General features: G+C 64.4%; 20 protein-coding genes and 4 pseudogenes. 11 read left to right on the plus strand and 13 right to left on the minus strand.

Annotated features, from left to right (window positions below; translation table 11 throughout):
- Window positions 1-198: 198 nt before the first annotated feature.
- Window positions 199-1,095: a hypothetical protein gene (locus ACQY8M_RS00590; RefSeq protein WP_428668480.1), complete on the minus strand. Its 897-nt coding sequence runs from the start codon at window positions 1,093-1,095 to the stop codon at window positions 199-201.
- A gap of 809 nt (window positions 1,096-1,904) precedes the next feature.
- Between ACQY8M_RS00590 and ACQY8M_RS00595 the strand changes: the two are divergent.
- The 3 genes and pseudogenes from ACQY8M_RS00595 to tnpC form a co-directional block, all read left to right on the plus strand.
- A pseudogene (locus ACQY8M_RS00595) lies at window positions 1,905-2,039 on the plus strand (efflux RND transporter permease subunit); the annotation flags it as partial.
- 121 nt (window positions 2,040-2,160) lie between these two features.
- A complete protein-coding gene (locus tag ACQY8M_RS00600; RefSeq protein ID WP_428668482.1) occupies window positions 2,161-3,186 on the plus strand; it encodes an integrase core domain-containing protein in 1,026 nt (341 codons plus the stop codon).
- A 219-nt stretch (window positions 3,187-3,405) separates the two neighbouring features.
- Window positions 3,406-4,101 (plus strand): annotated as a pseudogene (gene tnpC / locus ACQY8M_RS00605) (IS66 family transposase); the annotation flags it as partial.
- A 347-nt stretch (window positions 4,102-4,448) separates the two neighbouring features.
- Here the strand turns inward: tnpC and ACQY8M_RS00610 are convergent.
- The 3 genes from ACQY8M_RS00610 to ACQY8M_RS00620 all read right to left on the minus strand — a co-directional run bounded on the left by ACQY8M_RS00610 (window position 4,449) and on the right by ACQY8M_RS00620 (window position 7,788).
- Window positions 4,449-5,027 (minus strand): NADPH-dependent FMN reductase, encoded by a 579-nt coding sequence (locus tag ACQY8M_RS00610; RefSeq protein ID WP_428668484.1) that lies wholly within the window; start codon window positions 5,025-5,027, stop codon window positions 4,449-4,451.
- A gap of 244 nt (window positions 5,028-5,271) precedes the next feature.
- A complete protein-coding gene (locus ACQY8M_RS00615) occupies window positions 5,272-6,282 on the minus strand; it encodes an alpha/beta fold hydrolase (RefSeq protein ID WP_428668486.1) in 1,011 nt (336 codons plus the stop codon).
- A gap of 153 nt (window positions 6,283-6,435) precedes the next feature.
- The gene (locus tag ACQY8M_RS00620) at window positions 6,436-7,788 is read right to left on the minus strand and encodes a carbohydrate porin (RefSeq protein WP_428668488.1); all 1,353 of its coding nucleotides are present in this window, start codon (window positions 7,786-7,788) and stop codon (window positions 6,436-6,438) included.
- A gap of 176 nt (window positions 7,789-7,964) precedes the next feature.
- Between ACQY8M_RS00620 and ACQY8M_RS00625 the strand changes: the two genes are divergently transcribed.
- A complete protein-coding gene (locus tag ACQY8M_RS00625) occupies window positions 7,965-8,861 on the plus strand; it encodes an enoyl-CoA hydratase/isomerase family protein (RefSeq protein ID WP_428668490.1) in 897 nt (298 codons plus the stop codon).
- Window positions 8,831-9,177, plus strand: a pseudogene (locus ACQY8M_RS00630) (type 1 glutamine amidotransferase domain-containing protein); the annotation flags it as partial. The gene ACQY8M_RS00625 and the pseudogene ACQY8M_RS00630, both read left to right, overlap by 31 nt.
- 8 nt (window positions 9,178-9,185) lie before the next feature.
- On the opposite strand, the gene ACQY8M_RS00635 reads toward ACQY8M_RS00630, so the two are convergent.
- The 8 genes from ACQY8M_RS00635 to ACQY8M_RS00670 form a co-directional block, all read right to left on the minus strand.
- Window positions 9,186-9,644, minus strand: coding sequence for a MaoC family dehydratase (locus ACQY8M_RS00635; RefSeq protein WP_428668492.1), 459 nt, complete (start codon window positions 9,642-9,644; stop codon window positions 9,186-9,188).
- Complete coding sequence (locus ACQY8M_RS00640) at window positions 9,641-9,946, minus strand: sigma factor (protein WP_428668494.1); 306 nt, start codon at window positions 9,944-9,946, stop codon at window positions 9,641-9,643. Before ACQY8M_RS00640 ends, ACQY8M_RS00635 begins: the two co-directional genes overlap by 4 nt.
- Window positions 9,947-9,950: 4 nt before the next feature.
- Window positions 9,951-10,481 carry a cupin domain-containing protein gene (locus ACQY8M_RS00645; RefSeq protein ID WP_428668496.1) on the minus strand — a complete coding sequence of 177 codons (531 nt, stop codon included), beginning with the start codon at window positions 10,479-10,481 and terminating at the stop codon, window positions 9,951-9,953.
- Between the two features lie 2 nt (window positions 10,482-10,483).
- Window positions 10,484-12,619, minus strand: coding sequence for a molybdopterin cofactor-binding domain-containing protein (locus tag ACQY8M_RS00650; protein ID WP_428668498.1), 2,136 nt, complete (start codon window positions 12,617-12,619; stop codon window positions 10,484-10,486).
- A 1-nt stretch (window position 12,620) separates the two neighbouring features.
- Window positions 12,621-13,100 carry a (2Fe-2S)-binding protein gene (locus tag ACQY8M_RS00655; RefSeq protein ID WP_428668500.1) on the minus strand — a complete coding sequence of 160 codons (480 nt, stop codon included), beginning with the start codon at window positions 13,098-13,100 and terminating at the stop codon, window positions 12,621-12,623.
- Between the two features lie 88 nt (window positions 13,101-13,188).
- Window positions 13,189-14,985 (minus strand): succinate dehydrogenase flavoprotein subunit, encoded by a 1,797-nt coding sequence (sdhA, locus tag ACQY8M_RS00660; protein WP_428668502.1) that lies wholly within the window; start codon window positions 14,983-14,985, stop codon window positions 13,189-13,191.
- A 4-nt stretch (window positions 14,986-14,989) separates the two neighbouring features.
- Window positions 14,990-15,238 (minus strand): tautomerase family protein, encoded by a 249-nt coding sequence (locus ACQY8M_RS00665; protein ID WP_428668504.1) that lies wholly within the window; start codon window positions 15,236-15,238, stop codon window positions 14,990-14,992.
- A 12-nt stretch (window positions 15,239-15,250) separates the two neighbouring features.
- Window positions 15,251-15,961: an SDR family NAD(P)-dependent oxidoreductase gene (locus tag ACQY8M_RS00670; protein ID WP_428675609.1), complete on the minus strand. Its 711-nt coding sequence runs from the start codon at window positions 15,959-15,961 to the stop codon at window positions 15,251-15,253.
- A 162-nt stretch (window positions 15,962-16,123) separates the two neighbouring features.
- On the opposite strand from ACQY8M_RS00670, the gene ACQY8M_RS00675 reads away from it, so the two are divergent.
- From ACQY8M_RS00675 to ACQY8M_RS00685, 3 genes and pseudogenes are all read left to right on the plus strand, one after another.
- Entirely contained in the window at window positions 16,124-17,392 is a 1,269-nt protein-coding gene (locus tag ACQY8M_RS00675; protein WP_428668506.1) for an epoxide hydrolase family protein, read from the plus strand.
- Between the two features lie 323 nt (window positions 17,393-17,715).
- Window positions 17,716-17,838: pseudogene (locus ACQY8M_RS00680) on the plus strand (winged helix-turn-helix domain-containing protein); the annotation flags it as partial.
- Window positions 17,839-17,970: 132 nt separating this feature from the next.
- Window positions 17,971-20,475 (plus strand): ATP-binding protein, encoded by a 2,505-nt coding sequence (locus ACQY8M_RS00685; protein ID WP_428675624.1) that lies wholly within the window; start codon window positions 17,971-17,973, stop codon window positions 20,473-20,475.
- Here ACQY8M_RS00685 and ACQY8M_RS00690 read toward each other — a convergent pair.
- Window positions 20,385-21,167, minus strand: coding sequence for a response regulator transcription factor (locus ACQY8M_RS00690; RefSeq protein WP_428668508.1), 783 nt, complete (start codon window positions 21,165-21,167; stop codon window positions 20,385-20,387). The two genes, ACQY8M_RS00685 and ACQY8M_RS00690, sit on opposite strands and share 91 nt — an antisense overlap.
- Before the next feature lie 420 nt (window positions 21,168-21,587).
- On the opposite strand from ACQY8M_RS00690, the gene ACQY8M_RS00695 reads away from it, so the two are divergent.
- The 3 genes from ACQY8M_RS00695 to ACQY8M_RS00705 all read left to right on the plus strand — a co-directional run bounded on the left by ACQY8M_RS00695 (window position 21,588) and on the right by ACQY8M_RS00705 (window position 23,721).
- Window positions 21,588-22,223 carry an isochorismatase family cysteine hydrolase gene (locus ACQY8M_RS00695; RefSeq protein WP_428668510.1) on the plus strand — a complete coding sequence of 212 codons (636 nt, stop codon included), beginning with the start codon at window positions 21,588-21,590 and terminating at the stop codon, window positions 22,221-22,223.
- Between the two features lie 57 nt (window positions 22,224-22,280).
- Window positions 22,281-23,153: an alpha/beta fold hydrolase gene (locus ACQY8M_RS00700; protein ID WP_428668512.1), complete on the plus strand. Its 873-nt coding sequence runs from the start codon at window positions 22,281-22,283 to the stop codon at window positions 23,151-23,153.
- Between the two features lie 151 nt (window positions 23,154-23,304).
- Window positions 23,305-23,721 (plus strand): Ohr family peroxiredoxin, encoded by a 417-nt coding sequence (locus tag ACQY8M_RS00705; RefSeq protein ID WP_428675610.1) that lies wholly within the window; start codon window positions 23,305-23,307, stop codon window positions 23,719-23,721.
- Window positions 23,722-23,724 lie beyond the last annotated feature (3 nt).

Here is a 23,724-nt window from a genome sequence, read left to right on the forward strand (position 1 = left end):
CGTCGGCTAGAGCGCGTCCCTCTGAAGGCAGAAGCCGGAGTTGCACCGCCACAATCGTGGAAGGTCTGCTCGGCCGGGGCGCACACACCCTGGAATGGCCTGACCTTGGAGAAGAGTGCCACTGTAAAGTCATTCGCGTTGATTGCTCACGAGCGCGCGAGCAACAGTAGGTCCAATAGCTGGATGCCACTCGCGCGCTCACAGTCCGTCGTTGGTCTCCACCTTCCCGGCGCGGGTGTCATATCCCCCACCCCTCGTGTTCTTGAAGGCTCCGAACAGCCGGGCCGCGTCTGCCTCGCTTACCCAGAAGCTCGTTTTCAGGACGGCCGCTAGTCGGGTGGATTCATCGAAGATAGTCTGCCACGAGATCCAGCTGAACGGAGGCCAATGGAATGGCACGGTATACCGGGCCGAGGGGCCATACTTCAACTGCCCGTAGAGCGCCTGCGAGAGGTACCCGAATCCTTCCGACTGCTCGACGTTGGTTGTGAGTTTGCGCATGTCGAAGATCGCATGAGTGCATTCGTGAACGATGAGGCCCATGTCGGAGATGGTCGGGGACAGTTCGATGCGGGCCGGGCTGGAGGCCCCGTAATACATCGCGAGATTCCGCAGGGCTGGATTGACCTTCACGACTATCTTGCCGGCTTCGATGGCCTTGGCGATGTCCTCGTAGTACGTCGCGGAGATCATGAGGAAGCCGACGCCGAAGTTCATGCGCCTAACGACAGGTTCGCGCAGGATGCTCAGCACCAGCCGCTGGGCAACCTGATCGGGCGTGAGCGCCGCGGCAGGGTTGGGAAGCCAGATTTCGCCGGGAGGGCTGAACCGGTAATTGCGGCCGTCGGGAGTGAGCATGGTGCAGCCGACGTAGTGCTCCAGATACCAGTTGACCTCCTTCGCGGGGAGCTGCAAGTCGAGTGGAAGGGTGGGATAGTTATAGCGAATCAGATCCCACGGGCTTCTTCCCACCGTGGCCGCGAGGGAAGCCCAGCTGTCGCCGATTTGAACCGGGTACTTGCGCCCGTTGGCTGGGGTGTAGTTTCTGGGGACGAGGTTAGCGGGAGGCTTGATCGATTGTGGATTGATCGCCATCGCGTTTTCTCCTCCGTGACAGGGGCCGCGAGTTCAGATTGCAACGCTCTCTGTACGGCGAAAAGTGGCAAATCCTTGGTATCCGGAGGCCAGCCGGCCCTCTGCCTCCTGCGCCGCCCCGTCCTGGCGGCCGGACGGGCTCGCTTGCTGCCAAGCAGCGCACGCCGTTCGGAACGCGGGCGGCGTCGGTTCTCCAAGCACGACTCAACCCGGCCTAATCGCGCCGTCCGCTCGGATCGTTCGGCCCCCAATGACGGGCGCCGACTTAATGCGCCGCACACTGATCGACGCTTTGCGCGTCGTCAGGAACAGTGCGAGCCGCAGCCCTGCAGGCCCAAGCCGCCGATCAAGCGTCGGCAGGGTCTTGGCGTAGTGGCCATCATCGACAATTCGAATTGCTGGCAGATTCGCCACCATGGCGCGGGCAGCTTGGTGCGTCTCCTCTGCCCACTGCCGGGGCGCCCCCATCGACGTCCTGTGCTTCCGGCGAAGTTAGCCATTCACCCTCGAGCCGGTCGACCTACTCGCCCAGCTCCACGTCGTGGCCTTGATTAGAGTGGCGTTCCGACACCCAGTGCAGGTTGGACCGATAGAACATGATCGGGCACCGCCCGCCCCGGCGCGTCTTGGTGCCGACCCTCAACCGATATCATTTCCCCCTCCCCTCGCCCACCTTGTGCAGCGCCTGGTGGATGTCGCTAACGATGTGGACAGCAAAGCGGAGCACAGCCCGCTTGAACCCGTCGGTCGGCGTGCGGCGTCGAAGGCCGGTCTCTTGTCGCGGATGATGCCGCCATCGCTGCCGGAATACCTGCTTCCGGCCGGTGCTGATGACGGCGGCGGCGATGATCGTGGGCATGATCCCGATGGCGATCGGCGGCACCGGCGAGGAGCAGAACGCCGCCCTCGCCCGTGCCGTGATCGGCGGGCTGCTGTTCGCCACCTGTGCCTACTCAAAAGTCAAAACCGCCCAGCAAGCGCAGCGTTTGTTATGCCCCAGCATACCGTCATCGGCATGCTCACGCTTCTATAGCGTTTACTGTGCCATGGCATACCGTCAGCGGCATGCTCACGTTTCTGTCCGCCGTCGGTTCCCTGCTCTCCTTCCGGGTGCGCAGCCGCGCTTCGCTTGAGCTCGAACTCGTCGCGCTGCGACATCAGTTGACGGTCCTGCGCCGGCAACACCCCGGCCGCCCTCGGCTCTTCTCCGCCGACCGGATGCTCTGGGTATGGCTTTATCGCATCTGGCCGAGGGTCCTCGACGCCGTGGTGCTGGTCGAACCGGCAACGGTGGTCAACTGGCATCGTAAAGGCTTCCGCCTCTACTGGCGCCGCCGATCACGCCCCCTCGGACGGCCCGGCACGAACCGCGATGTCCGTGATCTGATTCGCCAGATGAGCCGGGCAAACCCGCTTTGGGGCGCGCCCCGCATCCACGGCGAGTTGCTCAAGCTCGGCATCGTGGTCAGCCAGGCCACGGTCGGCAGACACCTGCCGTGGCAGCCCAAGGTCCCCTCCCCGACCTGGCGCTCGTTCCTGCAAAATCACATGCACGACACCGCCGCCGTCGACATGTTCGTCGTCGTGACGGCGACGTTTCAGCTGCTCTACGCCCTGGTCGTCCTCGGTCACGAGCGAAGAAAAGTCATCCACTTCGATATCACCCCGAATCCCACGCACGCCTGGCTGGCGCGCCAGATCACCGAAGCCTTCCCCTGGGACACCGCGCCCCGCTTTCTGCTGCGAGACCGAGATGCGTCATATGGTCAGACCTTCCGCGATCGTGTTCGGGCGATGGCGATCGAGGAGGTCGTCACAGCGCCGCGATCGCCGCGGCAGAACGCCGTTGTCGAACGCATCATCGGCTCGATCCGGCGCGAATGTCTGGATCACGTCATCATCCTCGATGAGCGTCACCTGCGCCGTGTGCTGTCGGCAAACTTTGAGTATCATCACCAAAGCCGCACGCATCTCTCACTTGGCAAGGATTGTCCCGAGCCCAGATCCGTCCAGCCGCCCTCCGCTGGCACCGTTGTTGCCTTTCCACAGGTCGGCGGCCTGCACCATCGCTACGAGCGTCGCGCGGCTTGAACCCCTTGCGGTGACCGCACTTGTACCACCGTTGCATCGCCGGGCGTCGTCGCGGTCCGCAATTGCGTCGGTCGGGGAGCTGACGCGCTCAGAACCCACGCACGAAGATCGGGTCGCAACAGAGCAGCGCGCGCTCCGATTACCGAACATCGGCAACCATGGCCTTCATCAGAATATCGATTCCATGGCCGGACGGACTTTTGAGCAAGGACAACCGATCCGCCGGCGGCCGCCTACTTCTACTCGCCCGACCGGCGCAGCGAGCATCCCGGGGCGCATGTGGTGTCGCGGGCCGGGCTGATGTAGGCCGACGCCTATGCCGGCGACCACCGGCTCTACGCGGCCAGCCGCCGGCCCGCGCCGATAGTCGAGGCGGCGTGTTGGGCCCATGCGCGGCGCAAGTTCTTCGACCAGGCGCGGCTCAACAAGGCGCCGATCGCCATCGAGCGCGACATCAACGGCGTGCCGCCCGACGAGCGGCGCAAGGTCCGTCACGAACGCAGCCGCCCGCGTGTCGAGGCTCTCGGTGTCTGGCTACGCGAGCAGCACGCCAGGCTGTCGCCGCACGGCAAGGTCGCCAAGGCGATCGCCTACGGCCTCAACGCCTGGGACGCTCTGCTCTGCTTCCTCGACGATGGCCGCCTGTGCATGCCCAACAACGCCGCCGAACGGGCGCTGCGCTGCATTGCCGTCGGGCGCAACAACTGGACCTTCGCCGGTTCCGATGCAGGCGGCCGGCGCGCCGCCGCCATCTCTACGCTGATCGAGACGGCAAAACTCAGCGACGTCGATCCGCAGGCCTGGCTCACCGACGTGCTCGCACGTCTGCAGGACCACCCGGCCAGGCGCATCGCCGAGCTGCTCCCCTGGAACTGGAAACGGCTGCAACAGCAGCCACAACGAGCGGTCGCCTAAATCCTAGTCAGATCCGGCTCACGCCAGCAACTGCCTAGTCCGCGGCCTTCGCTCGACGCGTACTGATCAGCTACAATCCGTCAGCACGTCGTGGGCCGAAAACCGACACGTGCATCGAGAGCAATTTGGGCTGCATTGAGATCAACGCCGCTGGTGCTCATGGCTCTGGCTATCCGTGGCCAATTGTTCGCGAGAGCGCAGCGGTGCGATGGGATCGGCCGCGGGGAAGCTGGTCGCCAGAGCTACGTCGAGCGGCCTATCGGACCCTTGACGATCCGCGGCCTCTTCGATGCGAAATCTCCAGGCGCATGTCCATGAGACGCTTTGATGTCCGCCGCCACTGCGCGTCAGGCCGCTTTGCGCTGCCTTGCCGCGCCGAAAGTCTGCACCCAAGCAGCGAAGCTTAAGATCACCTTAGTCAGGAATTGGCGTGAGTCGGGCGAGACGAGGGTGCCCTGCTCATTGAGCATTGCGGCGACCTCGGTCAAGTACGCTTCCGGCTGCTGCATCACCGGCATGTTCAGGAACACCAAGCTTTGGCGGACGTGATGGTTCGCGCCAAATCCGCCAATCTTGTACGGGGAGATGCTGATCACGCCAGTCGGCAAGCCGTCCCAGACGCTGTGGTAAGGCGGACGAGACCCGACATCGATCGCGTTCTTTAGCCCGCCCGGGATCGACCGGTTGTATTCCGGCGTTACGAACAGGACCGCGTCGGCGCGCTGTATCTCGGCGCGGAAGCGAACCCACGGCGCTGGCGGCGCGGAGTCGAGGTCCTCGGTGTACAGCGGAAGGTCATCGATCTCGACGATGCGGCAATCGAGCGTCGCCGGCGCGAGGTCGATCAGAATATGGGCGATCTTTCGGCTGTAGGCGTCCTTGCGAAGACTGCCGACAAGCACGGCGACGTTCAACGGGGTTTCCATGGTGACTAGGCCTCCAGTTTGTCGCCAGCCCGAAGCGGCCAGCTGGCACAGGAAAAATGAAGCCGGTTCGCGCAACGGTCCATTGGACCTAGGTGTCAGCGATACCTTGGTGTCGTGTTCGCCGGTGGAGTTTCTGCCTATTCGCATACACGCTTCCAACTAAGAGAAGCCGGAGCATGCAAGGCGGACGTCGAAGGCATCGAGGGCGAGCACAACCGGGTCTCCGGACCGGCCCAACGCGGAATCAGGAAGCGGCGACGTCCATCACCGCTTGCGCGAATGCGTCCGGAGCTTCCTGCGGCAGATTGTGGCCAACGCCGCCAGCGATTAGCCGATGCTGGTACCTGCCTGTAAACCTGGGGGCGTAGGTGGCGGGATCGGGATGCGGCGCCCCGTTCGCATCGCCCTCCAGCGTGATGGTCGGCGTGGCGATAGCTGGGAAGGACGCGAGCCTTTGCTCGAGGTCGTCGAACCGCGCTTCACCTGGAGCCAATCCAAGTCTCCAGCGATAATTGTGAATGGCGACCGCGACATGATCAGGATTTTCGAGGGCTTCTGCCGATCGCTGAAACGTCACATCGCTGAACTGCCACTTCGGTGAGGCGACTTGCCAGATCAATCGCGCAAACTCATTCGTGTATTTGCGGTAGCCGGCTTCCCCCCGCTCCGTCACGAAATAGTATTGATACCACCATTGAAGTTCGGCCTGGGGCGGCAGCGGCGCGCGATTTAGCTCCTGGCTTCCAATCAGGTAGCCGCTTACCGACACAAGGGCGCGGCATCGCTCGGGCCAAAGGGCGGCGAGAATACAGGCTGTCCTCGCTCCCCAATCACAGCCAGCCACAATCGGCCGCTCGAGGCGCAGCACCTCCATGAGTGCGAGGGCATCGGCGGCCAGGGCTGCCTGCTGTCCATTGCGCGGCGTCGAGTCCGAAAGAAAGCGTGTAGCGCCGTAGCCCCGCAGGTACGGGACGATTACACGATAACCTGCAGCAGAGAGTCGCGGCGCGACGTCTACGTAGGTATGGATGTCATAGGGCCAGCCATGCAGCAGAAGGACAGGCACGCCCGACGTAGGTCCCGCTTCCGCATAGGCCACCTCGAGATCGCCCGCCTTGATGCGGCGAAGTGAGTCGAAGCTACTGGAAGGTGACGATTGTCCGAGAGCGGAATTTGATCTCGCTGAATGCAGTGCGGCCGCGCCCAGAACCGTTGCAGCAAGCATCTGTCGGCGACGAACGTGCACTGGTTCCATGGCGGTTCTCTCCGAGGCATGTTCTCAACAACCTATGAACTCAGCGCACAATGCAGATCTCGGAAGCTTCGGAACAGTTGTGCGAAGGTATCGATGTGCCGTTGCTCGCTGCGATTGGGCCGAAGCAGGCGGACACTCTCAGGCACGCTTTCTTCAGAAATTGATCGAGGTCGTAAAGCCGAGCACCAGCGCATTGGGATTGGCGCCGGTACCTCCGGGATTGAGCACGTACTGGACGCTGGGACGCAGCAGGAAGCCGTCCCTCGGCCGATAGGTATAATGGAGTTCGAGCGGAAATTCGGCGCCCTGCACTGCGACTCGACCGAGTCCGAGGGTGCTCACCAAGGCCTGCGTGGCAGCGATACGGCTGTTGACGCGCGTCACGCCTACCGCGAAACCGACATCGTCGTCCGGCCTCGACCGAAACGGACCAGTGTAGACGATGCCGGCAGCAACCTGATTGTCGGTGGTCGAGCTCCTATCACTGGCCACCACGGCGTTCAGGAAGACGCTGAGTCCACCTCTCGTTTCCAGCGAAGAGAGCGGCGTTAATTGCTGGACGATGCTGAGGTAGCCGCCTGCCCGGCCCTGCTGGCGGCGGGGCGGCAATCCGGTCACTGAGTATGGGCTATCGTTGATGTCGCTTACCACGTCGTCCACGACAGACGTGTCGTACCATGCCCCGATCTTGTAGCTGCCGGGCAGCTCTCCGCGGAGCCTCGGCAGCCAAGCCAGTTCGACGGGTATCAGCACGCCTGTAGAACCGTTGAAGAACACCGGAAGCAGCGTGTCTTTGGTGGACGCATATTGCGGATTGACGTCGTACACGCCCGCCTGGATGTAGCCGAAGCCGTCGACATTGTAACGCATCCGCGTCGCCCACTGGCTCACCGGCCAATTGTAGATGTAGCCCGGGACGAGGTTCCCTGGCGCCGCGCCACAGAACGTCAGGTTCTCGAACTCGCACGGGAACGAGGCGAAGTCCTCGCCGAACGTCATTCGGCCGATCTTCCAGTCGATCCTTCCGTCGAACAAGCGGTGATTCACCCAGAGCTGCGTCAGTCTCAGGGTCTGGCCACGGCCGTAAATCTCCTGGACCTCCTGCAAAGTGCCCAAAGGGACATCGTCGCTAAGGTTTCGTCCGGTACGGGCCGTGAAAGTCAGCTGGAAAGTCGTACCCCTGAGACCAGCCAGTCGCTCGAGATCAAGTGTCACTCCAGCGACGTATTGGTCGGCATAGGCGGCCTCCTTCCGGACGCCGCCCGTCGCGTTGAAGGCGAATTCTCCAGTATAGCCGAGCTGCAGATCCACGCCGCGGTCCTGAAGCCAGGGGCGACGTCCGTTCCAATCGCCGAGAAGCCACGGCACGTCGCGTTCTTGCTCGACCTTCTCCGATAGTGGCTCCGTAGCCTCTGCAACACCCGCGCTCGCCAAGAGTGTCGCCAGGAGGGCGGCAAGCGCCAGTCGACGCCAAAGACGCGCGATACCCAGACTCTGCCGGTGCATTGCGTTGGACGGCCGCCTCCTCTCACCGGAACATGCCGGCTGATTTCATTGATGGCGGCCGCATCGAAGCGAGGCGATTGCACCAAGGTGTCGCCGATACCTTCGTTCAATGGAGCGCAAGGCATCAGCATCGCATCTGTTCGCAGTACCGAACAGTGAGCGAAGGAACTCTGCAGATGTCCCCATCCAACCACGCGAAGGTCCGCGTCACGCGGAGGAGCCCGGCCTACTGGGTCGTCACGCTCGACAACCCGCCCCTAAACATCGTGGGGCCCGCCGAAATGCGTGAGCTCATGAAGGTACTGGACCAGCTCGAGGCTGATCCGAAGGTGAAAGTGGTCGTCTTCGACAGCGCCGTGCCCGGCTTCTTCATGGCGCACTACGACCTCCTCAAGCCGCTCGCGGAGTCGACCGGCATGGAGCTTGGTCCGACGGGTATGCATCCCGTCCCCGACTTCATGGTGCGCCTTGCGCGCCTCGAGGCGATCTCCATCGTCTCGATCCGTGGCCGGGCAAGTGGCATCGGCAGCGAACTCGCGCTCGCGGCAGATCTGCGCTTCGCCAGCCGCGAGAAGGCGATCCTGTCGCAGTTCGAGCTCGGCGCCGGCTTCGTACCGGGCGGCGGTCCGATGGCGCGCCTGCCGCGCCTGCTTGGCCGCGGCCGCGCGCTCGAGATCCTGATCGGCGCGGACGATTTCGACGGCGCGCTGGCGGAACGGTACGGCTACGTGAACCGCGCGCTTCCCGATGCCGAGCTGGACGCTTTCGTTGATGCGTTGGCGACGCGTATCGCGGGCTTCGATCACCAGACGATCGTCGAGACCAAGCGGCTGGTCGATGTCGCGAGTCTTCCGCCTGATGCCGAGATGCAGCCGGGCTGGGACGCCTTCATCACCTCCGTGCAACGGCCGGCCGCCCAGGCCCGCCTCAAGGTACTGGTCGAGAAAGGCCTGCAGCGGCCGACCGACGTCGAGCGACAGCTCGGCCGCTTCACGGCGGAGTACCTCGAAGTCGACGCGGCCGGCAATAAACGGCCCCTCATCTCGTCGACAACGAGAAGTCGAAAGCCTTGATCGAGGCATTCTTCGGGAGCGGCCGACCCGTCGCCGCGGTATGCCACGCCCCGCCGTCCTCCACCGCGCGATGCACAACGGCGACACTCTCGCAAAAGGCCACCATGTCGCCGACTTCGTTAACAGCGAGGAGGAAGTTGTCGACCTCACGAAGGTCGTACCCTTCCTGGTCGAAGACGACTGAAGCTGTTGGGCGGCCTCTACGAAAAGGCGGCCGACTGGGCCGACTTCACACTCATCGACGGAAACCTGGTCACCGGGGCAGAATCCGGTGTCTTCGGGCTCCGGCGCCCGAACGCTCTTGCAGCTCCTGCAAGCCCGAGCTCAGTGCAGGTTGGATGGTCGGCGGCGCACGAGCAGGCTGCCGGTCGCAACCTGCACGGATTCCCCTGTTTGGTTGCGGGTCGTGAAGCGGACCCTGATCACCCCGTGATCCGGCCGCGACTTCGATTCGCGCACATCGAGGATCTCGCTCTGGACGCTGAGCTCGTCGCCGGCACGCACGGGACGCGGCCAGCGCAGCTCGTCGAAGCCCATACCGATCACGCCACCGGCCGGCTTGAGCCGCCCTTCGACCAGGAGGCGCATCGTGAGCGCGGCGGTGTGCCAGCCGCTGGCGGCAAGGCGGCCGAACACAGTGCCGGCTGCTCCCACTTCACCGAGATGAAACGGCTGCGGATCGAACTCGGCGGCAAACGATTTGATCCGCTCGCCTTCGACACGTGCTGTGGCGGACCCGAAGACCTGACCCACCCGGTAGTCTTCGAGATAGTGCTCGGTCATCCTGCGCTCCCGAGAACATGATCGAAGATGGCGGCATGCACGTGCAGAGCCGCACATTCCTCGAATCCGGACCCGCTGTCAGGATCGAAGCGACAGATGGCCCGCATCAAACCGACCTGGCCTTCGGCGATGAGATCGGAAGACGGCTTGCCGTCCAGCGTGTAGCTGGCGGCAATGTCGACCACGAGCTGGCGGTGCCGGCGAGCCAATCCGTCGGCAGCGGAGATATCATGTCGATCGTGCCACCGCCGGCAAAGCGTCGCGATCGCACTGGCAGGCCGAATGGCGGGGCAAATGGTCATCGGACTACTCCTTCGCCGTGCGGCGCGGATCATCATGCGAGTCGACATAGTCGAGCCCGAGTGGACCGATGGCGCTTACCTGGCTGACATACTCGCCCGATCGCGCCCAATGGTAATGCGACGTGCCGCCGGGCAGGACGATGACACTTCCCGGTGGATAGGCCTGCAGGTGCGATTCATCGAAGTGATCGCCGAGGCCGATATAGAAGACGCCGGAGATCACGGTGTAGACCCGATCCTCGGGATGGCGGTGCGGCGCGAGCTTCACGCCGCCCGGCACCTTCACGCGGATAGTATAGGGCCCCACCCCTTCGGGCTCGCCGACAATGACCGCGAGACGCACCGAGGGCGGAAACGCCGGGAAAGCGCGCCACTCGATGTGCTCGGGCAGGACGGCGAGAAAGGCCGACTCCCCGGGCTGATGCGGCCGCGAAGCCCCACCTTGTTGGGCTGCTGACTGGGAGGCCGCCAGCAAGCCGCTCACGGCGACAAGCAAGGTCGACGGGCCATGTCGGCGCTTGGATCGTGATATCATGGTCATGCCCTCGCGAGGTCGACAGGCATCTTGCGCAGGCGCCGGCCTGTCGCGCCGAAGACCGCGTTGGCGACGGCGGGCACGATGGCCGAAGTCCCGGGCTCGCCCATGCCACCCGGCGCTTCGGTACTCGGCACGATATACACCTCGATGGCAGGCGCCTCGTCGATGCGGAGCATCCGGTAGTCATCGAAGTTCGACTGCTCGACCTTGCCGTCCTTGACAGTGATCTCGCCATAAAGGGCCGCCGTAATGCCGAAGTTCACGCCGCTCTCGATCTGCGCGCGGACAGTGTCCGGATTTACGACCGTGCCGCAATCGACCGCCGCCACGACGCGTCGGACCCTCACCGACTTGTCGGCCGCTACCGCGACCTCGGCTACCAGCGCCAAGTAGCTGCCGAATACTGATTGCAGGGAAATGCCCCGGCCCGACCCGGCTGGCAGCGTTTGACCCCAGCCGGCCTTTTGCGCGGCGAGCGCAAGCACGGCCTTGGCCCGAGGCGCCTTGTCGAGCAGCGCCAGTCGATAAGCGACCGGATCCTGGCGGGCTGCCGCTGCGAGCTCGTCCATGAAGCTTTCGACCACGAAGACGTTGTGCGAGGGTCCCACGCTCCGCCAAAAGGCGGTGGGAATACCGGGCGGCTCGACACGCAGGAACTCGACCTGTTTGTTGGGGAGGTCATAAGCGAAATTCACGGCGCCATCGATGCTGTCGGGATCGAGACCTTTGCTGAAGCCGGGCGGCAGCCAGCGCGCTATCACAGAGGAGCCAGCGAAACGATGGCTCCAGGCGACTGGCCGGCCTTCACCATCAAGACCTGCAGACATTCGATCGAGCCAGTAGGGACGGTACATGTCGTGCCGTATGTCTTCCTCGCGCGTCCACACCACCTTGACAGGACCAGGCACCTTCATCGCGACCTCGGTCGCACGAGTAACGCCATCGACTTCGAGACGGCGGCCGAAGCCTCCGCCGATCAAGTGCTGGTGCAGGGCGACCTTCTCGAGCGGCAGTCCCGTCACCTTGGCGGCTGCCGCCTGGGCACGTGCGGCAACCTGGGTCCCCACCCAGACATCGCACCCGCCCGGCCGGACGTGCACGGTGCAGTTCATCGGCTCCATCGTGGCGTGAGCCAGGAAAGGAACCTGATAGATGGCCTCGATCTTCGTCGGCGCCGACGCAAGTGCCGTGGCCACGTCCCCTATTTTCTCGGCGACCGGCCCGGCGGCGAGCGTCGCCTGTTCCAACTCGCGGACGACCTGACCGTTGCTCACCTGCCGATGCACCCCGTCTTCCCACTCGATCTCCAGCGCGGCCAGGCCCTTGAGCGCGGCGCCCATGTGGTCGGCCACGACGGCAACGGCATCGTCGAGGCGTACGATCTGGCGCACGCCCTTCACCGCCATCGCCGCGCGGTCGTCGACGCGCCGAACGCGGCCGCCGAATTCCGGCGACTGCGCCAGCGTCGCAACCTTCACTCCGGCCGGGCGCGCGTCGATGCCGAAGACGGCCGTGCCGTTGACCTTCGCCCCGGCATCCAGCCGCTTGGCAGGCGTGCCGATGAGCTTGAAGGCTGTCGGATCCTTTAGGGTAACGTCCCGGGGAATGGGCAGCCGCGCAGCGGCAGCCGCAAGGGCGCCATAAGAAGCGCGACGGCCACTCGCGGCGTGAACGACTTCGCCGGCAACGGCGTGACAAGTGTCCGACGCCACCTTCCATTGCTCGGCGGCCGCCTTGATCAGCAGCGTGCGTGCCACGGCGCCGGCTTCGCGAAGGGGCTTCCAGGACGCCATGATGGCGGTCGATCCGCCGGTCGCCTGCACGCCCGCGATCAACGGGTTGCCATAGGTCTTCTCGTCCGGCGGCGCATGCTCGAGGCGAACGCGGCTGAGCGGGATCTCGAGTTCCTCGGCCACGAGCATGGGAATCGACGTGTAGGTTCCCTGCCCCATCTCGACGTAGGGCATGGTGAGCGTCACCAGCCCGTCCTCGCCGATATGCACGAACGCGTTCGGAGTGAATCCTTTGGCCGAAGTGGATGGCGGGGCCGCGCTTGCCGGCAGATTCACGCCAACCAGAAGCCCGGCCGTGGCGCTGCCTGCCACGAGGAAGCCGCGTCGAGAAAGTGTGGTCATGTCAGCCTCCCTGGCCTTTGCGGGCAACGGACTGCGCGGCCTGCTTGATGGCTGCGCGGATGCGCGTATAGGTGCCGCAGCGGCAGACATTGCCCGACATTGCATCGTCGATATCGGCGTCACTGGGATTGGGATTGGCGGTGAGCAGTGCGGCCGCGGCCATGATCTGGCCCGACTGGCAATAGCCGCATTGGACGACCTCGACATCGAGCCACGCCTTCTGGACACGCGCGCCCGGGTCCGTCGCGCCGATCGCCTCGATAGTCGTGATCTCCGACGTTCCGACGCTGGCAATCGGCGTGACGCAGGAGCGGGTGGCGACACCGTCGACATGCACGGTGCAGGCGCCGCAGAGCGCCTTGCCGCACCCGAACTTGGTGCCGGTCATGCCGAGCACATCCCGCAGGACCCAAAGCAGCGGCGTGTCGTCGTCCACATCGACGCTGTGTTTATTGCCGTTCACCTTGACGCTCAGGCTCATGTTCGCCTCCTGATGAAGAGGTCCTGACGATGAACCGGACCCGGTCCCGGATCGATTGAACGAAGGTGTAGTCGATACCTTCGTATGGTTAGTAGACGCGCTTGCTCGGGGGGATGGACGCCACGTCGTTGCTGAGCGGCTGCAGGTGCACCGGCCGGTACGCGAGACGCACGCTCCCATCGGGCTGCAGCCAGGCGAGCGTGTGCTTCAGCCAGTTCGCATCGTCGCGTTCGGGGAAATCCTCTCTGGCGTGAGCGCCCCGGCTCTCGGTCCGGCCGATCGCCGAGTGCAGGCTTACGAGCCCCTGCGACATCATGTTGTCGAGCTCGAGGGCCTCGACCAGATCGGTATTGAAGATCAGGGAGCGATCGGCGAGGTCGAGCTCGCCGTTCAGGCTACCCAACACACCGGCGAGTTCCGTGGCTCCCTTGGCGAGCAGCGGACCATCGCGGAACACCGCACAGTACTGCTGCATGGCCCGCTGCAGCGCGAAGCGGATGGCACCGACCGAGCGCTTGCCCTTCGTCCAGCGCAGCCGGTCGAGACGAGCGATGGCCTGTTCGGTCGCCAACGCCGGCGGCGCGGCAAGGCGTTCACCGGGACGAACACATTCGACAGCGCGGTGCGCGGCCGCACGGCCGAACACGACGATATCGAGCAGGGAGTTCGAGCCCAGCCGGTTGGCGCCGTGAACCGAAACGCAGGCCGCTTCGCCGATCGCCATCAGTCCCGGCACGACGGCCTCCGGATTGCCGTCGCGCAGGGTCACGGCCTCGCCGTGAATGTTGGTCGGAACGCCGCCCATATTGTAGTGAACGGTCGGCAGCACGGGGATCGGCTGGCGCGTGACGTCCACCCCGGCGAATATCTTTGCGGTTTCGCTGATGCCCGGCAGCCGCTGGTTCAGCAACTCGGGCGGCAGGTGTTCGAGATGCAGCAGGATGTGGTCCTTCCGTGGCCCACATCCTCGCCCCTCGTTGATCTCGATCGTCATCGCACGGCAGACGACATCGCGGCCGGCGAGATCCTTTGCCGTCGGCGCATATCGCTCCATGAACCGCTCACCCGTCGCATTTGTCAGGTATCCGCCCTCGCCCCGCGCGCCTTCCGTGATCAGGCACCCAGAGCCATAGATTCCTGTTGGGTGAAACTGTGTGAACTCCATGTCCTCGAGCGGCAGGCCGGCGCGCAACGCCATGGCGTTGCCGTCGCCGGTGCAAATGTGCGCCGCCGTGCACGAGAAGTAAGCCCGGCCATAGCCACCCGTCGCCAGCACCGTGCGGTGGGCCAGGAAGCGATGCAGACGACCGTCCGCCAGGTCCCAGGCGAGCATCCCGCGACAGGCGCCGTCATCGTCCATCAGGAGATCGAGCGCTATGAACTCGACGAAGAATTGCGTGTCGTGCCTGAGGCACTGTTGATAGAGCGTGTGCAGGATCGCGTGTCCTGTCCGATCGGCCGCGGCGGCCGTCCGCTGGGCCATCCTCTTGCCGTACTCGAGCGTCTGGCCGCCGAACGGACGCTGGTAGATTTTGCCGTCCTGCGTCCGTGAGAACGGCACGCCGTAATGTTCGAGCTCGACGACCGCCGAGATGGCCTCGCGACACATGTATTCGATGGCGTCCTGGTCGCCGAGCCAGTCCGAGCCCTTGACCGTGTCGTACATGTGGAAGCGCCAGTTGTCGCCGTCGCCCATGTTTCCCAAGGCGGCAGCCATGCCACCTTGCGCGGCGACCGTATGGCTGCGTGTGGGGAACACCTTGGTCACGCAGGCCGTCTTGAGACCAGAGGAGGCCATGCCCAGCGCCGCCCGCAACCCGGCACCACCGGCGCCGACGATCAGAACGTCGTACTCGTGCTCGACGATTTCGTAAGGGGCGGCCATTCGCTCATCCCCCTCCGCTCGATCGCGGCCGCGCAAGCCTTCCTCGGAACTCGGAAACGGGCAGGCCGCCCCATCCCCAGTTTTCGAGCTCGACTTCCTCGATGAGGACGAAGGTTGCTTCCGGCGGCTTGTTCAGCACCTTGGTGAGCAGCTCAGTCGTTCCCGCGATCGGGGCCGCCTTCTCGGCGGCCGTGACGGAAGCTGCGCCGGGCGTGTTTCCTTCTTTTGTCACTTGGATGAGAACGATCGGCATGTCGGATGCTCCTCAGCGGCCGGCGCTCTGGCCGCCATCGACATGCAGGATCTCGCCCGTGACGAAAGGCGCTCCCTCCAGGTAGAGGACGGCGCCCACGATGTCGGAGATATCGCCCATGTGACCGACCGGATGGAGTGCATCGAGGGCGGCATGGCTTTCGGGCGAATGCATGGGCGTGCGGATGATGCCGGGCGACACGGCGTTCACGCGAATGCCGCGCCGGGCATACTCGATCGCCAGCGAACGCGTCGCGGCGCTCAAGCCGCCCTTGGAGAGCGAGGCCAGCACCGACGGTACGTGCGAGTCGGCGTGCTCCACCAGGGTCGTGGTGATCTGCACCACGAGCCCGCCACCCTGCTTCTCCATCTGGGCGATCGCCGGTCGAGTGATGCGGAAGAAACCCGCGACGTTGACACCCATGACGGTCTGGTAGTCGGATTCGCTGTATTGCGTGAACGGCTTGGCAAGGAAGATACCGGCGTTGTTGATCAACGTGTCAATCCGTCCGAAGCGGTTCAAGCCTTCCGCGATGACACGCTCGCCGGTGCCCGCATCGGAAATGTCGCCTGACACCGCGAGGATGTCGGGGTCGCCCGTGGGCGCGATCGAGCGCGCCGTCGCGACCACGCGATAGCCATTCTGGCGATAAGCCTTCACCAGCGCCTCCCCGATGCCCTGAGAGGCTCCCGTGACGACCGCGACCTTCTCTTCCGATTTCATCATTTTCCTCCTTCGTGACGCTCAGGAGATGAGATCGATCGGTGCCCAAGTCGATTGCACCAAGGTGTCGGCAACACCTTCGTTCAATGGTCGGTCCTGCACGGCTGGACCATATTCCGACCTGTTCAACCCGCGCAGGCCGCAGCGGCCGATGAGGCAAGCATGACGACATCTCTCCCCGCGCCCAGCAGGCGACATCTCATTGCCGCCACGGGAGCCCTCACGCTCCTCGCCGGCCGGCCGACCTCGGCGAGCGACAACGCCATCCGTCCGTTCAAGATCAGCGTTCCCGACAGCGAACTCGCCGACCTGCGACGGCGCATTCTCGCCACGCGCTGGCCGGACAAGGAGACCATTTCCGATCAGTCGCAGGGCGTGCGCCTGGCGACGATGCAGAAGCTCGCGCAGCGTTGGGCGACCGACTACGATTGGCGCAAGGTCGAGGCCCGGCTGAACGCTCTGCCGCAGTTCGTGACCGAGATCGACGGGCTCGACATCCACTTCATCCATGTGCGTTCCCGGCAACCGAATGCCCTGCCCCTCATCGTGACGCATGGCTGGCCCGGCTCGGTGATCGAGCAACTCAAGATCATCGATCCCCTGGCCAATCCCACCGCTCACGGCGGCAGGGCGGACGACGCCTTCGACATCGTCGTGCCTTCGCTGCCGGGCTACGGATTCTCCGGCAAGCCGATGGCGACCGGCTGGGACCCGCAGCGGATCGCCCGCGCCTGGACGCAGTTGATGCGGCGGCTGGGCTACACGAAGTTCGTGGCGCAGGGCGGAGACTGGGGCGACGCCATCACCGAGCAGATGGCCCTGCAGGCGCCGCCCGAACTCCTCGGCATCCACACGAACATGCCCGCCACGGTACCAGCCGACATCTCGAAGGCCTTGAAGTATGGCGAACCGGCGCCCGCAGGTCTCTCGGCCGAAGAGAAGAACGCCTTCGATCAGCTCGACTTCTTCTTCAAGACCGGCCTGGGTTACGCGATCGAGATGACCAATCGTCCACAAACGCTCTACGGCATCGAGGACTCTCCCATTGGCCTCGCCGCCTGGATGCTGGATCACGACGCGCGCAGCCACGCCCTGATCGCGCGCGCCTTCGACGGCGAGACGGTCGGCCTCTCCCCGACCGATGTGCTCGACAACATCACGCTCTACTGGCTGACCAGAACCGCCGTATCGTCCGCCCGCCTGTACTGGGAAAACAAGCTCGCGTTCTTCGACGTCAAGAACGTCCAGATCCCGGTCGCTGTCAGTGTCTTTCCCGACGAGATCTATGCAGCGCCGCACAGCTGGACGAAGGAGGCGTTTCCGAAGCTCATTCACTACAACAAGCTTCAACAGGGCGGTCACTTTGCCGCCTGGGAGCAGCCGGTCCTCTTCGTCAACGAACTTCGCACGGCGTTCCGCACGCTTCGCTAGAAGTGCAAGGAGGTCGACGCGGGAGAAGTCTCGCCGATCCCATTGTTTCAATCGAAGATGGCAGCGGTGAGGGCGGTGGCAGTCCGAATGCAAGGAAAATCCACACCAAATGCCGGCCTTTATTGCAGGGCGCGCACAGTCGATAATTGGTGCCTTCAGCACGGATCGTGGATTTGCCAGCGAGCGCGCCACCCGACGTCTCGAGCCAGCAAAATGCGCGCGAGATTACCTTTGGACCTTTTCGCCTGCAGCCGGAGCGACAGCTCCTGCTTCGCGGGAACGAGGAAGTGCGCATCGGGAGTCGTGCCCTCGAAATCCTGATTGTGCTGCTCGAACGCCCCGGTGAGCTCCTGACGAAGGACGAGCTCATGGCGCGCGTCTGGCCCAAAACTGTCGTCGAAGAGGGCAATCTTCGCGCTCAGGTAGCGGCTTTGCGCAAGGCGCTGGACGACGGGCGGGATAACGCGCGGTACATCATCTCTGTGCCCGGCCGGGGTTACCGGTTCGTGGCGCCCGTCACGCAAGCAGCGGCCACAGCGGCGCCGGCGATCGAAGTCTTGTCGGTGGCAGCGGAGCGGATGCAACAGCTCCCGAAGCCGATCGCGCGGGTGATCGGCAGGGCGGCCGTCGTCTCGGATGTGAATAAGCGCCTGCAACGTCGCCGCCTGCTCACGATCGTCGGCCCTGGCGGCATCGGCAAGACCACCGTCGCGCTCAATCTCGCTGACGGAATCGCGGACCTCTATCCCGACGGCATCGTTTTCATCGATCTCGCCCCCGTCTCGAGCTCGATCGTGCTGTCGAGTGTCGTGGCGTCTGCGCTCGGTCTTGCGGTCGTCGCGGACGATCCGATCTCCGAGGTGGTCACTTTCCTGCGTGGCCGCCGGGTCCTGCTCATCTTCGATAGCTGCGAGCACGTCCTGGGGGCAGCTGCGGCGCTAGCCGAAGCGATCCTGCGCGGAACCAGCGATGCGCGCGTGCTTGCCACGAGCCGCGAGCCGCTGCGGGCCGAAGGCGAGAGTGTCCTGAACCTCGATCCGCTAGAATTGCCTCCCGAGACCGCTGTGTTGACGTCCCGCCAGGCCATGGCCTTCCCGGCCATTGAACTCTTCATCGAGCGCGCCTCGTCAAGCGCTGAGGATTTCGAGGTTACCGACGAGACCGTCCCGATCGTCGCGAACATCTGCCGCAAACTGGACGGCATGGCGCTCGCCATCGAGCTGGCCGCCGGCCGCGTGCACACGTTCGGCCTGCACGAACTCGCCATCCAACTGGACGACCGCTTCCGTCTTCTGATGCAGGGCCGGCGCACGGCACTGCCCCGTCATCGCACGCTGACGGCCGCACTCGACTGGAGTTACCATTACCTCGATCGCACGGAGCAGGCCGTCCTGCGCCGGCTCGCCATCTTCGTCGGCGGCTTCACGCTCGAGGCCGCCCAGGCCGTCGCCATCGGTGATGACGACGAAGCCTCCGACGTCGTCCGCGCCCTGGCCGACCTCGTCGCCAAGTCTTTGATCTCGGTGAATGCCAAAGGGCAAACGGCGATCTATCGCCTGCTCGACACCACGCGGGCCTATGCCATGGAGAAGCTCGTCCAAAGTGGCGAGTATTCCGCGATCGCCCGCTCCCACGCAACACACCACCACGTCGTCCTGGTGCGCGCCGGCGGCGACGCCGAGACCATGATGCTGAGGGAATGGCGCTCGACCTACGCGCGCCAGATCGACAATGTGCGGCGCGCTCTCGACTGGGCCTTCTCGGCCGACGGCGACCCGATGCTGGGAGTAGCTCTCACCGAGGCCGCCCTGCCGCTCTGGATGCACCTGTCGCTCATGAACGAGTGCCGGGCGCGCGTCGCCCAGTCGCTGTCGGTGTTGACCTCGCGCGCACAGCGCAATCCCCGTCTCGAACTCCAGTTCCAGCATGCGCTGGGAGCGGTGCTCCTCAACATCGAGGCGTCGGGCCCGGAGATCGAGACCGCGCTGAACGAAGCGTTGAGGATCGCCGAGGACCTCGACGACACCGACTACAAGCTCCGTATCCTCTGGTGCCTGTGGTGCCTTGCGCACAATTGCGGTGCCTTTCGCGACGCCTTGGCCCTGGCCGACCGGTTCTGCGAGGTCTCGAAGGATTCGCGCGATCCCGTCGATCCCCTGACCGGGGAACGCATGCGGGGATTCACCATCCACTTTCTCGGCGACCAGCGCGCGGCCCGCCGGCAGATCGAATACATGCTCGACAACTATGTCGCGCCCGTCCATCGCGCGCACATCATTCGCTTCCAGTTCGACCAGAAGATAACGGCCCGCAACTTCCTGGTCTCGATTCTCTGGCTGCAGGGTTACGCGAGCCAGGCCCTGGCGATGAACGCTGCGAACGTCGAGGAGGCGCAAGCCTTCGATCACACGATGACGCTGTGCAATTCATTGGCAAAGGGCGCCTGCCTGCTGTCGTTGCTGGCGAGCGACCTGCATGGCGCCCAGCAGTACATCGACCTCCTGCTGACGCGCTCGGCGCGCGACGGCCTGCCGATATGGCACGCCTGGGGCAAATGCTTTCAGGGCATCCTGCTGATCAAGCAGGGCAACGCCGCCGACGGACTCGACCTGCTCAAGGCGACATTGGCCAGCCTGCCGGAGAACCGCTTCTCTCTCAGGCATACCTGGGTGTTCGCCGAGTATGCCGACGGACTGCGTATCGCCGGCCGAATCGACGAGGGCCTCGCGATGATCGAAAAGGCCCTCGGGATGTGCCAGCGCGACGAGGAATACTGGTGCATCCCCGAGGTGCTGCGGATCAAGGGAGAACTCCTCCAGGCCAAGGGCGGTGCAACGGAGAGCGGCGCGGCCCTGCAAATGTTCCTGCAGTCGCTTGACTGGTCCCGCCGACAGGAAACCCTGTCGTGGGAAATGCGTACGGCGCTCAGCCTGTCCCGGCGATACCATCGCGATGGGCTACGGCGCGAGGCTCGCGATCTTCTTGCGGCGATCTACGGCCGCTTCATCGAGGGATTCGAGACATCCGACATGCGCCAGGCCAAGGCGCTGATCGAGGAACTCACCGCGGGCGACGCAGGCTGAGTCTGCCTCGTGCTGCCGGGGCCTGCATACGGCTCGAGCCTGAGCTTGCCGGCGATGTTCACGAGCGCAGCGAGGGTTCGGACGTTCATCTTGCGCATGACCTTGCCGCGATGCGCCTTCACTGTGATCTCGCTGATCCCCAGCTCGCCACCGACCTGCTTGTTCAAAAGGCCCGAAACTACGAGGGACATGACCTGGCGTTCGCGTTGGCTGAGCGCTGCGTAACGGTCTCTCAGCGCTCTTTCTTCCCGGCCCTGCAGCAGGAGAGCCTCGCTGCGTTCGAGCGCCAGCTCGATCGACCCGATCAGGGATTCCAGACGAAGAGGCTTTGCAAGAACATCGACAGCACCCGCCTTCATGGCTTGGACGGCACTCAGAACGTCAGTGTGGCCGGTCACGCAGATGATCGGTATTTCCGCCCGCTCGACAGCGAGCCATTCCGGCACGACGAGTTCGTCGAGCACAAGGCAGCTCGGCACGCCGTGCTGGGGCTCGGCGAGCAGGGCCCTGGCAGAGGTGATCTCCCGAACCTGCCAGCCCGTGTCGCCGAGTGTGACGGCCATCGAGCGGCGGGCGAACGGATTCTCGGCGGCGATGAAGACGATGCGGTTGGAAGGCGCGACGGACCGGATATCTCCTGCCATCGCCGGCAAACGGCCGGCATTAAACACTGGATGGAACGATAGTCGCATGATGGGTCCTCCTGGTTACGCTTCACCGTCCATCGAGGGCCATCCAACTCCTGCAATTCCTGGCTAGCTAGGAAATCGGCTCTCGCACGGTACCTGCGCAACCTGCGGCCTCTGAACCGGAACAGCGAATCAATCGTCGTGAAAAGTTGTTAAACGGACCGCCTGCAGTGCCGGCAATGCGGCGTCGCACACCTCGCAATACCAACGTGCAATAGCCCGCGCCTCGTCCCCGCTACATCTTTTGTCCGCCACACCGACCATGGAGCGGGCCGTGAAGAGACTGCTGGCGCTAGCGATGTTGACCACGCCGGTCGGGCTGCTCGCCTTCGAAAGGCGCACCCTCGCTGCGCAAGGGGCGGCCAGCCTTGCGAGAGCCGCCTCGATGGGCTGGTGCCAACTTTTCACCAGGAGAGCCGGAGCATGACCCAGGAAGCAACCGTCACCTATCCATCGGCATCGACCGCCCTGCTGTTGGTCGACCCCTACAACGACTTCCTGTCGGTGGGCGGCAAATACTGGCCCCAGGCAAAGATGGTGGCCGAGGAGGTGCGCCTGCTCGATCATCTGCGCGCCGTCGTCGCGGAGGCCCGGACGGCCGGCATCAGGATCTTCTTCGTGCCTCATCGCCGCTGGCAGCCGGGCGACTACGAAGGCTTCCGGCATCCCACCCACACGCAGCTGCGCACGGCCAAACGCCAGGGCTTCGCCAAGGGAACCTGGGGCGGCACCTTCCACGACGATTTCCAGATGCAGCCGGGTGACATCCTGATCAAGGAACACTGGAACTCGAGCGGCTTCGCCAACACCGACCTCGACTACCAACTCAAGCAATTCGCCATCGAACGCATCGTCGTGATCGGCATGATCGCCAATACCTGCGTCGAGTGCACAGGCCGCTTTGGCACCGAGCTCGGCTACCACGTCACGCTGGTGCGCGATGCGACGGCTGCCTACAGCCAGGAGGCCATGCACGCGGCCCATGAGATAAACGGCCCAAGCTTCGCCCACGCGATCCTGACGACCGACGAGCTCATCGCCGCCTTCGGCCGCGCCTAGGGGGACCCGCCCGCGGCCAGCGCACCAAGGGCCGGCCGCCATCATGAGGATCGATCCATGAGCACCACGTATCGCACCCGGCAGGTCGGCGACGTCGAGATATTCTATCGGGAAGCGGGTCCAGCCGACGGGCCGGCCGTCGTGCTGCTTCATGGATTTCCGACGGCAAGTCATATGTTCCGCGACCTGATGCCCATACTGGCGAGCGGCTATCGGGTCATTGCGCCCGATCTGCCGGGCTTCGGCAACACGATAGCGCCTCCGCGCAGCCAGTTCGACTATACGTTCGACACTCTGGCCTGGATTGTCGACGCCTTCCTCGAAGCGATGCAACTCGACCGCTACGTCCTGTACATCTTCGATTATGGCGCACCAATCGGCCTGCGCATCGCATCGAAGCACCCTGAGCGCGTGGCCGCCATCGTCAGCCAGAACGGCAATGCCTACCTCGAGGGATTCGGCAACTCGTGGAGCATATGGCAGGCCTACTGGCGCGAGCCGACGGCTGCGCATCGCGAAGCCTGCCGCGCGTCGCTGAGCCCCGACACGATCCGGAACTGGCAGTATTTCGACGGGTCGGACCGGGCGCGAGTGTCACCCGACGGTTACACGCTCGACATCGCCTACATGGCGCGCCCGGGCCGGATAGAGATCCAGCTCGACCTGATCCTCGACTATCGCAGCAACGTCGCGCTCTACCCGGTATTCCAGGCGTATCTCCGCGAGCATCGCCCACCGCTGCTGGCGGCGTGGGGCAGGAAGGATGCCCATTTCGTTCCAGCCGGTGCGCTCGCTTTTCGGACCGACGTGCCCGACGCCGAGATCAATTTCGTCGATGCCGGCCACTTTGCGCTGGAGACTCACGCGACCGAGATCGGAGCGCTGATGCTCAGCTTCCTGGGACGCATCCTGACGCAACGCCAGAACTGATGACGGCACGATGAACCGCGGCACCGCGGCTCAGACGATCCAACTGAGTCGACTATACCATCGCATAATGGATCAGCTCGGGGGAACAACCCAAGATGCGTGGACCAGGCCGTTACCAGGCTGACCATCCAGCTGTCGAGGAGCATTCATGATCCAGTCCACCACTAAGACCGTGTACACCGCGAAGGTCCACACCGTCGGCGGCCGTGACAAGGGCGAGGCGCGTAGCACCGACGGCCGTCTCGACGTCAAGCTTTCGGTCCCCGGCAGCCCAGGCACTGGAACCAACCCCGAGCAACTCCTCGCGGCCGGCTGGTCGGCCTGCTTTGAGGGCGCCATCATGCTGGAGGCCCGCAAGAAGAAAGTGCGGATCGAGCATCTCGCGATCGACGCGGAGATCGACCTCAACCAGGAGAGCGACGGATACTCGCTGGGTGCCCGCCTCAACGTCAGCCTGCCGGACCTCGACCGGACCCTAGCGCAGGAACTGGTCGATGCCGCCCACGGTGTGTGCCCTTATTCCAAGGCGTTGAAAGACAGCATCGGGATCGTGACGACTCTGGTCTGAAGC

The organism is Reyranella sp. (genome assembly GCF_965279465.1).
Classification (GTDB): Bacteria; Pseudomonadota; Alphaproteobacteria; order Reyranellales; family Reyranellaceae; genus Reyranella.

Excerpts from the sequence above, each read along its gene's own strand:
- ACQY8M_RS00590 (WP_428668480.1), bottom strand. The coding sequence starts at position 1,095 with ATGGCGATCAATCCACAATCGATCAAGCCTCCCGCTAACCTCGTCCCC.
- ACQY8M_RS00600 (WP_428668482.1), top strand. The coding sequence starts at position 2,161 with ATGCTCACGTTTCTGTCCGCCGTCGGTTCCCTGCTCTCCTTCCGGGTG.
- ACQY8M_RS00610 (WP_428668484.1), bottom strand. The coding sequence starts at position 5,027 with ATGGAAACCCCGTTGAACGTCGCCGTGCTTGTCGGCAGTCTTCGCAAG.
- ACQY8M_RS00615 (WP_428668486.1), bottom strand. The coding sequence starts at position 6,282 with ATGGAACCAGTGCACGTTCGTCGCCGACAGATGCTTGCTGCAACGGTT.
- ACQY8M_RS00620 (WP_428668488.1), bottom strand. The coding sequence starts at position 7,788 with ATGCACCGGCAGAGTCTGGGTATCGCGCGTCTTTGGCGTCGACTGGCG.
- ACQY8M_RS00625 (WP_428668490.1), top strand. The coding sequence starts at position 7,965 with ATGTCCCCATCCAACCACGCGAAGGTCCGCGTCACGCGGAGGAGCCCG.
- ACQY8M_RS00635 (WP_428668492.1), bottom strand. The coding sequence starts at position 9,644 with ATGACCGAGCACTATCTCGAAGACTACCGGGTGGGTCAGGTCTTCGGG.
- ACQY8M_RS00640 (WP_428668494.1), bottom strand. The coding sequence starts at position 9,946 with ATGACCATTTGCCCCGCCATTCGGCCTGCCAGTGCGATCGCGACGCTT.
- ACQY8M_RS00645 (WP_428668496.1), bottom strand. The coding sequence starts at position 10,481 with ATGATATCACGATCCAAGCGCCGACATGGCCCGTCGACCTTGCTTGTC.
- ACQY8M_RS00650 (WP_428668498.1), bottom strand. The coding sequence starts at position 12,619 with ATGACCACACTTTCTCGACGCGGCTTCCTCGTGGCAGGCAGCGCCACG.
- ACQY8M_RS00655 (WP_428668500.1), bottom strand. The coding sequence starts at position 13,100 with ATGAGCCTGAGCGTCAAGGTGAACGGCAATAAACACAGCGTCGATGTG.
- sdhA (WP_428668502.1), bottom strand. The coding sequence starts at position 14,985 with ATGGCCGCCCCTTACGAAATCGTCGAGCACGAGTACGACGTTCTGATC.
- ACQY8M_RS00665 (WP_428668504.1), bottom strand. The coding sequence starts at position 15,238 with ATGCCGATCGTTCTCATCCAAGTGACAAAAGAAGGAAACACGCCCGGC.
- ACQY8M_RS00670 (WP_428675609.1), bottom strand. The coding sequence starts at position 15,961 with ATGAAATCGGAAGAGAAGGTCGCGGTCGTCACGGGAGCCTCTCAGGGC.
- ACQY8M_RS00675 (WP_428668506.1), top strand. The coding sequence starts at position 16,124 with ATGACGACATCTCTCCCCGCGCCCAGCAGGCGACATCTCATTGCCGCC.
- ACQY8M_RS00685 (WP_428675624.1), top strand. The coding sequence starts at position 17,971 with ATGCAACAGCTCCCGAAGCCGATCGCGCGGGTGATCGGCAGGGCGGCC.
- ACQY8M_RS00690 (WP_428668508.1), bottom strand. The coding sequence starts at position 21,167 with ATGCGACTATCGTTCCATCCAGTGTTTAATGCCGGCCGTTTGCCGGCG.
- ACQY8M_RS00695 (WP_428668510.1), top strand. The coding sequence starts at position 21,588 with ATGACCCAGGAAGCAACCGTCACCTATCCATCGGCATCGACCGCCCTG.
- ACQY8M_RS00700 (WP_428668512.1), top strand. The coding sequence starts at position 22,281 with ATGAGCACCACGTATCGCACCCGGCAGGTCGGCGACGTCGAGATATTC.